Here is an 8,708-nt window from a genome sequence, read left to right on the forward strand (position 1 = left end):
CAGTAGTCAGTAGTCAGTAGTCAGTAGTCAGTAGTCAGTAGTCAGTAGTCAGTAGTCAGTAGTCAGTAGTCAGTAGTCAGTAGTGACTACTCACTACTCACTACTCACTACTCACTAACCACTACTCACTTCACCTCACCCGCCATCCCGTCTCTCGCGAAAAAAATCCTTGAGGATGAGGGCGGCGTCGCTTTCGCCGATCCCCGCATAGATGTCCGGCGTGTGGTGGCAGGTGGGCGAGGCGAAGAAGCGCACGCCGTTGACCACCGCGCCGCCTTTCTCGTCGGCGGCGCCGAAATAGAGCCGCCGCAGCCGAGCGAAGGAGATCGCGCCGGCGCACATCGCGCAGGGCTCCAGCGTCACATAGAGGTCGTGGCCGGTGAGACGCTCGCTTGCGAGCTTCCGGCAGGCCTCGCGGATCGCCAGCATCTCGGCATGCGCTGTCGGGTCCGCCAACTCGCGCGTGCGGTTGCCGGCTTTCGCGACCACCGTGCCGCCATTGGCGATCACGGCGCCGACCGGCACTTCGCCGCGGCCGGCGGCCGCTTCGGCCTCTTCAAGCGCCAGGGCCATGAAATCCGGTCGTTTCAAGGGGTCTCCATTCCGATTACTCCTCGCCACCCGACAGCGATCCTGTTATCTAGCGCGAGACCTTGAAAACCGGAATCGGTTTTTGCCGCGCTGGCATATGCGCAATAATCAAGATGACACCGCCTGCGCTGGGCGTCCGAAAGGGCGTGCTGCGCTGTAGCAGGTGAAGACGAGCGAAGTAATGAACGACGACAAGAAATCTTCACGCGGGCCGCGCAAAGCCGGCTCGAAACCGGCGGGCCTGCGAGACGGCAAGCCGGCCTACGGCGCCAAGAAGCCGTTCGCCAAGCGCGAGCGGCCCGCGGCTGCCGAAGGCGAGCGCCGCTATGGCGAGCGTAGCTATAAGCCACGCGAAACGGTCGAGGGCGCTGGGCGTGCCGAAAAGCCGTTCCGCAAGGGTCCGCGCCCTGACGGCAAGCCCTTTGAGAAGCGCGATGGCCGCAAGCCTTACACACCGCGCGGCGACCGGCCGATGGCGGCCGAAGGCGAGCGCCCTGCCCGTGACTTCAAGCGCAGCTACAAGCCGCGTGAAACGGGGGAAGGCGGGGAGCGCGGCGACAGCCCGTTCCGCAAAGGTCCGCCGCGCGACGGCAAGCCCTTCGACAAGCGTGAGAGTCGCAAGCCCTATACGCCGCGTGGCGACCGGCCGGCGGGGGCCGAAGGCGAGCGGAGCGAACGACGTTTCGACCGCCCCAAGCGCGCGTTCGATGACCGTCCCAAACGCGATTTCGCCGACCGGCCGAAGCGAGACTTCAGCGATCGTCCGCAGCGCGATAGCATCGCAAGAAAACCGGAAGGTGGCTTCAAGCCGCGGCCGCGGCCCTCGGAAGCCGCGCCGGAAAGCGGCGAGCGCATCGCCAAGCGGCTGGCGCGCGCCGGCATCGCCTCGCGCCGCGACGCCGAGGAACTGATCGCGGCCGGCCGCGTCAAGGTCAACGGCAAGGTGCTGGACTCGCCAGCCTTCAATGTAAGCGCCAACGACATCATCCATCTCGACGGCACCGAGATTCCGCCGATCGAGCGCACGCGTCTCTTCCTGTTCCACAAGCCGGCGGGAGTCGTCACGACCAACCGCGATCCGGAAGGCCGTAGGACCGTCTTCGACGTGCTGCCGCCCGACCTGCCGCGGCTGATGACGATCGGCCGGCTCGACATCAACACCGAGGGCCTGCTGCTCTTGACCAATGACGGCGGGCTGTCGCGAGTGCTCGAATTGCCGGCCACCGGCTGGCTGCGGCGCTATCGTGCGCGCGTCCACGGCAAGGTCGAGGAGAGCGCGCTCGCCGGCCTGCGCGAAGGCATCGCCGTCGACGGCGTCTTCTACGGCTCCATCGAAGCTTCGCTCGATCGCGAGCAGGGCTCCAATGCGTGGCTGACGCTCGGCCTGCGCGAAGGCAAGAACCGCGAGGTGAAGAACATCCTCGGCGCGCTTGGCCTCGACGTGACGCGGCTGATCCGCATCTCCTACGGGCCGTTCCAGCTCGAGGACCTGCCGGAGGGCCATGTGCTCGAGATCAAGGGCCGTGTGCTGCGCGAGCAGCTTGGCGAGCGGCTGATCGAGGAGTCCGGCGCCAATTTCGATGCCGAAATCCAAAAGCCGTTCTCCAATAAGCCGGTGCGCGGCGGCGGGCCTCGCCGTGAAGAGACCGACCGGCCGAAATTCACGCGCGACGGCGACCACCGGCCGATCGGCGAGGGCGGGCTGATCAAGGCGCGCAAGCGCCGCGAAGGCAGCCGCGACGAGGCGCTGAGCAAGCTCTCGACAAAGCCAGACAGGGCATTTGGGCCAGACAGGGCATTTAGGCCGGACAGGGCGTTCGGCGAGCGCGGCCCGAAATCCGACCGCGGCGGTTTTGGCGACAAGCCGCGGTTTGGGGGCAAGAAATCCGAGCGCGAGCAGCGGCCGATCGAGCCGCCGGGCCAGCGCAAGGCCAATGTCTGGATGGCGCCGGGCGCCCGGCCGATCGGCAAGGGCAGGGCGGAAGCCGACGCCGCCAAGGCCGCCGAGGCCAAGGCGCGCAAGGCATCCTACAAACCGGGCGGCAAGGGAAAGCCGGGCGCGAAGCCGTTCGGCAAGCCTCGCGGCGAGCGTCCTGAAGGCGATGGCGGCGACAGGCCGCGCGGTCCGAAGAGGGGCGGCGATGCGGATCGTCGGCGGTGAATTCCGCGGGCGTCCGCTGGCGACGCCGAAAAGCAACGCAATCCGCCCGACCACCGACCGCACCCGCGAGGCGGTGTTCAACGTCCTGGCGCATCGCTACGCGGAAAAGCTCGAGGGCGGCCGCGTGCTCGACCTCTTCGCCGGCACCGGCGCGCTCGGACTTGAGGCATTGTCGCGCGGCGCCTCCTACTGCGTCTTCATTGAGGAATCGACGGAAGGGCGAGGCCTGATTCGCGAGAACGTCGAGGCCTATGGACTCACCGGCCGCACCAAGATTTTTCGTCGTGACGCCGCTCATTTGGGCGACGCCGGCACGATCTCGCCCTTCGGCCTGATCTTCGCCGACCCGCCCTATGGCAAAGGGCTCGGCGAGCGCGCGCTGCGCTCGGCCAAGGCCGGCGGCTGGCTTCTGCCTGGCGCGCTCTGCGTCGTCGAGGAGGCTGCCTCGGCGGCGTTCGAACCGGGCGCCGGTTTTTCCGTGATGGACGAGCGCAATTACGGCGAAACGGTCATTCGCTTCATCGAGGTTGGGTAGCACCGCCTCGAAAATGACTCACAATTCACGTTGCCTCGCCAACAACCTTGCCTATCGTCGCGCAACCGCGACCGGAGAACTTGATGAGACGAACAGGGATTAGGCTGCGCACAGCGCTTCTGGCGGGCGCGCTGGCGCTTGCCGCGGCCGCTCCGGCCCGTGCGGTCGATGTCGGCGCGGTCAAGGATTTCCTGCTCGACAACGGCATGGAAGTGGTCGTCATCCCGGACCATCGCGCCCCGATCGTCACCCACATGGTCTGGTACAAGATCGGCAGCGCCGACGAGCCGCCCGGCAAATCCGGCATCGCGCATTTCTTCGAGCATCTGATGTTCAAGGCCACGACCAACCACGCCGCCGGCGAGTTCGACCGCGCCGTGTCCGAGATCGGCGGCTCCAACAACGCCTTCACCTCTTACGACTACACCGCCTTCCACGAGACCGTGCCGCCTTCGGCGCTCGAGCAGATGATGGGCTTCGAGGCCGATCGCATGCGCAACCTCATCCTGACCGACGATGTCATCAAGACCGAGCGCGACGTGATCCTGGAGGAGCGCCGCTCGCGCATCGACGGCAACCCGCAGGCGGTGCTCGACGAGGAGGTCGATGCGACGCTCTGGCAGAACCAGCCATACCGCATTCCGGTGATCGGCTGGATGCAGGAGATGGAGCAGTTGAACCGTCCGGACGCGAAAGCCTTCTACGACGCCTATTATCGACCGAACAACGCCGTGCTGGTGGTGGTGGGCGACGTCGATCCCGACGCGGTGAAGGCGATGGCCGAAAGGACCTACGGCAAGGTCGCCCGCGGCCCGGACCTGCGGCCGCGCATCCGTCCCGTCGAGCCCGAGCAGAACACGAAGCGCACGGTGACGCTGACCGACGCGCGCGTCTCGGTGCCGAGTTTTTCGACGCAATGGGTGGTGCCATCCTATCACACGGCCAAGCCCGGCGAAGCCGAGGCGCTCGACCTGCTTGCCGAGATCCTCGGCGGCGACAACCGCAGCAGGTTGTACCAGCAGCTCGTCGTCAAGCAGGGTATCGCTTCCGAGGCCGGCGCCTACTTCCAGGGCACCATGCTCGACGCCACCAACTTCACCGTCTATGGCGCCCCGCGCGGCGACGCCAAGCTTGTCGATATCGAGGCGGCGGTCGATGCCGAGATCGCCCGCATCGTCAAGGACGGCGTGAGCGACGATGAGCTGGAGCGGGCCAAGACCCGCTATGTGCGCTCCATGATCTTTGCGCGCGACAAGCAGGACGACATGGCCAACATGTACGGCTCGACGCTTGCCACGGGCGGCAATGTCAAGGACGTCCAGGAATGGCCCGACCGCATCCGCAAGGTAACCGCCGATGAGGTCAAGGCGGTCGCCGCCCGCTATCTGGTGCTCGATCGCTCAACCAGTGGCTATCTCTTGCCGCAGCAGCAGGCGGGGAATTGATGATGAGCATGGTTCTTGGCCGCACGAGCACCTTTCCTTCTCCCCGCCAGGCTTCCCCTACTCCCCTTGTGGGGTCCGAAGGACGGGGCGAGACCCGTGGCTCGACCCCGGGCGGTGGCCGAGCGACGCTCGGTCGGATGAGGGGTGTTCCAGCTTGGCAAGGACGGCGATCCTTCCAACACCCCTCAACCGTCTCGGCGCTACGCGCCGACCCACCTTCTCCCGCAAAGGGAGAAGGTGGGCGCGTCTATCGCGCCTTCGCCATCCTTTGCTTCGCCCTGTTCTTCCTGCTTTTGCCGGCGCTTGCCGCGCGCGCCGAAATGAACATCCAGGAGGTGAAGTCGAAGAAGGGCGTCACCGCCTGGCTGGTGGAAGACCATTCGATCCCGCTGGTTGCGATCCGTTTCGTCTTCGACGGCGGCACGGCGCAGGATCCGGCCGGCAAGGAAGGCCTGGTCAACCTGATGACCGGCCTGTTCGACGAGGGCGCCGGCGACCTCGACAGCGAGGGCTTCCAGGTGAAGCTCGACGATGCCGGCGCCGAGATGAGTTTTCAGGCCGCCCGCGATGGCATCTATGGTTCGATCCGCATGTTGTCCGACCAGAAGGACGAGGCTTTCGGCCTGCTGAAGCTGGCGGTGAACCGCCCGCGCTTCGACCAGGCTCCGATCGACCGCATCCGCGCCCAGATACTGTCCGGTATCCTCGCCAATGAGCGGGACCCCAATACGATCGGCCAGCAGCGTTGGCTGCGCGCGATCTACGGCCAGCATCCCTATGCGCGGCCGGACGAGGGCAACAAAGACAGCCTCGCCACCATCACTGCCGACGACCTCAGGACCTTCCACAAAGCAAATTTCGCCCGCGGCGGCCTGCATGTGGCGGTGGTGGGCGATATCGACGCCGCCACGTTGAGCGGCAGGCTCGACGAGGTGTTCGGCGACCTGCCGGACAAGCAGGCGCTGGCGCCGATTGTCGACGTCACGCCCAAGCTCGGCCAGCAGCTCGAAGTGAATTACGACTTGCCGCAGACCTCCCTGCAGCTTGCCTGGCCGGGCGTGAAGCGAAGCGATCCCGATTTCTACGCCGCCGCGCTGATGAACGAGATACTCGGCGGCTCGACATTCACGTCGCATCTTTACGAAGAGGTGCGCGAGAAGCGCGGCCTTGCCTATAGCGTCAGCTCAGATCTCGTCGATCACGAGCATTCCAACGCGCTGCTGGTGACGACGGCGACGCGTTCCGACCGCGCGGCCCAAACGCTTGCGATCGTGCGGCAGGTGGTGAAGGACATGGCCGACAACGGCCCCTCGGAGGAGGAGCTCGCGGCGACCAAGAAATACATGGTCGGCGCCTACGCCATCAGCAATCTGGATTCGTCCAGCTCCATTGCCGCGACGCTGGTGGAGCTGCAGATCGATGATCTCGGCATCGATTATATCAAGCGGCGCGCGGCTCTCATCAACGCCGTGACGCTGGCTGACGTCAAGGCGGCGGCGAAGAAGCTCCTGTCGTCCGACCCGGCGGTGATGGTCATTGGGCCGCCGCTGGTTCAGGTGGCGGGAGGCCGCAAGGGATGAGCCCGACCTTCGGGGTGGCCTTCGGCGGCGGCGGCGCGCGCGGTCTTGCGCATATCCATATCATCGAGGCTCTCGACGAGCTTGGCATCAAGCCGGCGGCGATTGCCGGCTCGTCGATCGGCGCCATCATGGGCGCCGGCATGGCCGCGGGCATGACTGGAGCGCAAATCCACGATTATTCCCGTTCGATCCTCGGCAGCCGCGCTGAAATGGCGGCGCGCATGTGGCGGTCGCGGCCGGGCACGATCGCCGAAGCCATGCAGGGCGGCATCCGCGTCGGCCAGTTCAATATCGAGCGCATCCTCAAGGCGTTCCTGCCTCAGGATATCCCCGCCACCTTCGAAGAGCTGAAGATTCCGCTCAAGGTGACGGCGACGGACTATTTCGGCCACAAGCTCGCCGTGTTCGCCGAGGGTGAATTGCATTCGGCGCTCGCGGCCTCGGCCGCCATTCCGGCGGTGTTCCGCCCGGTGGTGCGCAATGATTGCCTGCTGATCGACGGCGGCATCTACAATCCCGTCCCCTTCGATCTCCTCGAAAAGGATGCCGATGTCATCATCGCAATCGACGTGGTCGGTGCGCCGAGCGACGCCGAGCGCAAGCATCCGACCACGGTCGACCTGATGTATGGCGCCTCGCAGCTGATGATGCAGTCGATCATCGCCAACAAGCTGCAGCAGTCCAGCCCCGACATCCTGATCCGCCCAAAAGTCTCGAAGTACCGCGTGCTCGATTTTCTCAAGATCGAGGCGCTGATGGCCGAGACGGCGGAGATCAAGGACGAGCTGAAGCGCGCCGTGGAGAAGGCCGTGGAAGCGCATGGCGGCAGGCAGGGCAACAAGAAAGCGGTCTGAGAGCATCCTCCAGCCGCATCGCTTCAGGTGCATATGGCTGCGACCGAGGTCTGACACCGAAGTCTGAAACGGTCGCCGCAAAGGTCCCTTATAAAGCAAGACCTAAGGATAGAGCGAAGTATTCTTTATACTGAATGGCCGAATTCGCGCCCGGATTTGAGTGTTGTCATTAACTCTTCATCGAATTGCCCGTTGACGCACGCTGCGGTAGAGTTAATAATATCCTAATATAGTAGCGTGAACAATCTCGAGACCGGCAACAACGAGATACTGTGCTACTGGGGTAGGGGAAACGCAGCGCGGCATCCGCAGCCGCTTTTAGCCGTCACCATCGAACCGCCACCCGCCATGAGACACCATGTTGTATTTGGTGCGCTCGGGCCGGGGACGGGCAGGTGCGGCGCGCCGGGCGCTAGGCGGATCCTCCTCCCCGCACGGAATTTGGACGCCGATCTTGGCGTCGTTGCATGGGGTAGTTAGCCGCCGTGGCGGCCAAAAAAGGCGCGCGAGCGTCTGTGGAGGAAATGACGATGAGTGACATTGGCGATGGTGTGCTTCTCGAGGCCACGTCGATTGGTTCCGGCACAGGTAACTACGATTCCTTCTTCCGCTTGCAGGCGACAGGTGTCGAGCAAGGCTTCAACACCGATCAGAATGGCAAAGTCCTCGACGACAAGGCCTCGTTCACACACAGCCTGCAATGGGGCAATCTGCAGCCGATCACCGTCAATGGCATCCAATATATCGAGTTCCGGCTGGACCTTAACGAAAACGTCAATGCCAACATCACGCTGACCGATCTCAGGGTCTATATTTCCAACCACGACGCGACCATCACAGACTATGATGCCGGCTTCTCCGGCTTCGTCTCGGTCTTCGACATGCCCGGCACGCAGCTGCTGACGGACTCCAATAGCGGTTCCGGCACGGACGATTACCGCGTGCTTGTCCCGGTCAGCTCCTTCCTCAGTGCCGGCGCGACGTCCAGCTCCTACGTCACGCTCTACTCGAGCTTCTCAGGTTCGGACGGCGGCTTCGAGGAGTGGCGCACCACGACGGTCCCAAGCGTTTCGACCCAGCCCGGAATCGCCATCGACAAGCAGACGGTCGACGGCGCGGTCTCCGGAGATGGCCTGAACGTCCTTGCAGGCGATTCGATCTCCTGGAAGTATACGGTGACCAATACCGGCAACGTTGCGTTGTCGAACGTCGTCGTGACCGACGACCACAACGTCGTCGTCTCACCGGTGCTCAGCAGCGGCTTCAATATCGGCGACACCAACCACGACAACAAGCTCGACACGACCGAGACCTGGATTTTCACCGGCTCCGGGACGGCGATCTCCGGGAATTATTCCAATATCGGTACTGTGACGGCTTCAACCGGTACGGGCACCGTAACCGATTTCGATCCTTCGAATTACTTCGGCGCCGATCCTAAGATCACCATCGACAAGGTGACGGCGGACGACACGGCGTCGGGCGATGGCCTGAACATCCTGTCGGGAGAGGCCATCTCCTGGAAGTACACGGTCACCAACA

At 64.3% G+C, this 8,708-nt stretch carries 7 protein-coding genes; 6 read left to right on the top strand and 1 reads right to left on the bottom strand.

The window, feature by feature from the left end:
* Positions 1-135 precede the first annotated feature (135 nt).
* Complete coding sequence (locus FJ425_RS31175) at positions 136-591, bottom strand: nucleoside deaminase (protein ID WP_140542480.1); 456 nt, start codon at positions 589-591, stop codon at positions 136-138.
* Between the two features lie 181 nt (positions 592-772).
* Between FJ425_RS31175 and FJ425_RS31180 the strand changes: the two genes are divergently transcribed.
* From FJ425_RS31180 to FJ425_RS31205, 6 genes are all read left to right on the top strand, one after another.
* On the top strand, positions 773-2,752 hold the full coding sequence (locus tag FJ425_RS31180; RefSeq protein ID WP_140631064.1) for a pseudouridine synthase: 1,980 nt from the start codon (positions 773-775) through the stop codon (positions 2,750-2,752).
* Positions 2,733-3,287 carry a 16S rRNA (guanine(966)-N(2))-methyltransferase RsmD gene (rsmD, locus tag FJ425_RS31185; RefSeq protein ID WP_140631061.1) on the top strand — a complete coding sequence of 185 codons (555 nt, stop codon included), beginning with the start codon at positions 2,733-2,735 and terminating at the stop codon, positions 3,285-3,287. Before FJ425_RS31180 ends, rsmD begins: the two co-directional genes overlap by 20 nt.
* 83 nt (positions 3,288-3,370) lie before the next feature.
* Positions 3,371-4,732 carry a pitrilysin family protein gene (locus tag FJ425_RS31190; protein WP_140631058.1) on the top strand — a complete coding sequence of 454 codons (1,362 nt, stop codon included), beginning with the start codon at positions 3,371-3,373 and terminating at the stop codon, positions 4,730-4,732.
* 137 nt (positions 4,733-4,869) lie between these two features.
* Positions 4,870-6,312 (top strand): pitrilysin family protein, encoded by a 1,443-nt coding sequence (locus FJ425_RS31195; protein WP_140631055.1) that lies wholly within the window; start codon positions 4,870-4,872, stop codon positions 6,310-6,312.
* Entirely contained in the window at positions 6,309-7,166 is an 858-nt protein-coding gene (locus tag FJ425_RS31200) for a patatin-like phospholipase family protein (RefSeq protein ID WP_140631053.1), read from the top strand. The genes FJ425_RS31195 and FJ425_RS31200 overlap by 4 nt, the downstream gene beginning before the upstream one ends.
* 530 nt (positions 7,167-7,696) lie before the next feature.
* A partial coding sequence (locus tag FJ425_RS31205; protein ID WP_210239091.1) for a hypothetical protein occupies positions 7,697-8,708 on the top strand: 1,012 nt, incomplete at its 3' end.

This window comes from Mesorhizobium sp. B2-7-2 (assembly GCF_006440775.1).
In the GTDB taxonomy this organism is placed as follows: domain Bacteria; phylum Pseudomonadota; class Alphaproteobacteria; order Rhizobiales; family Rhizobiaceae; genus Mesorhizobium.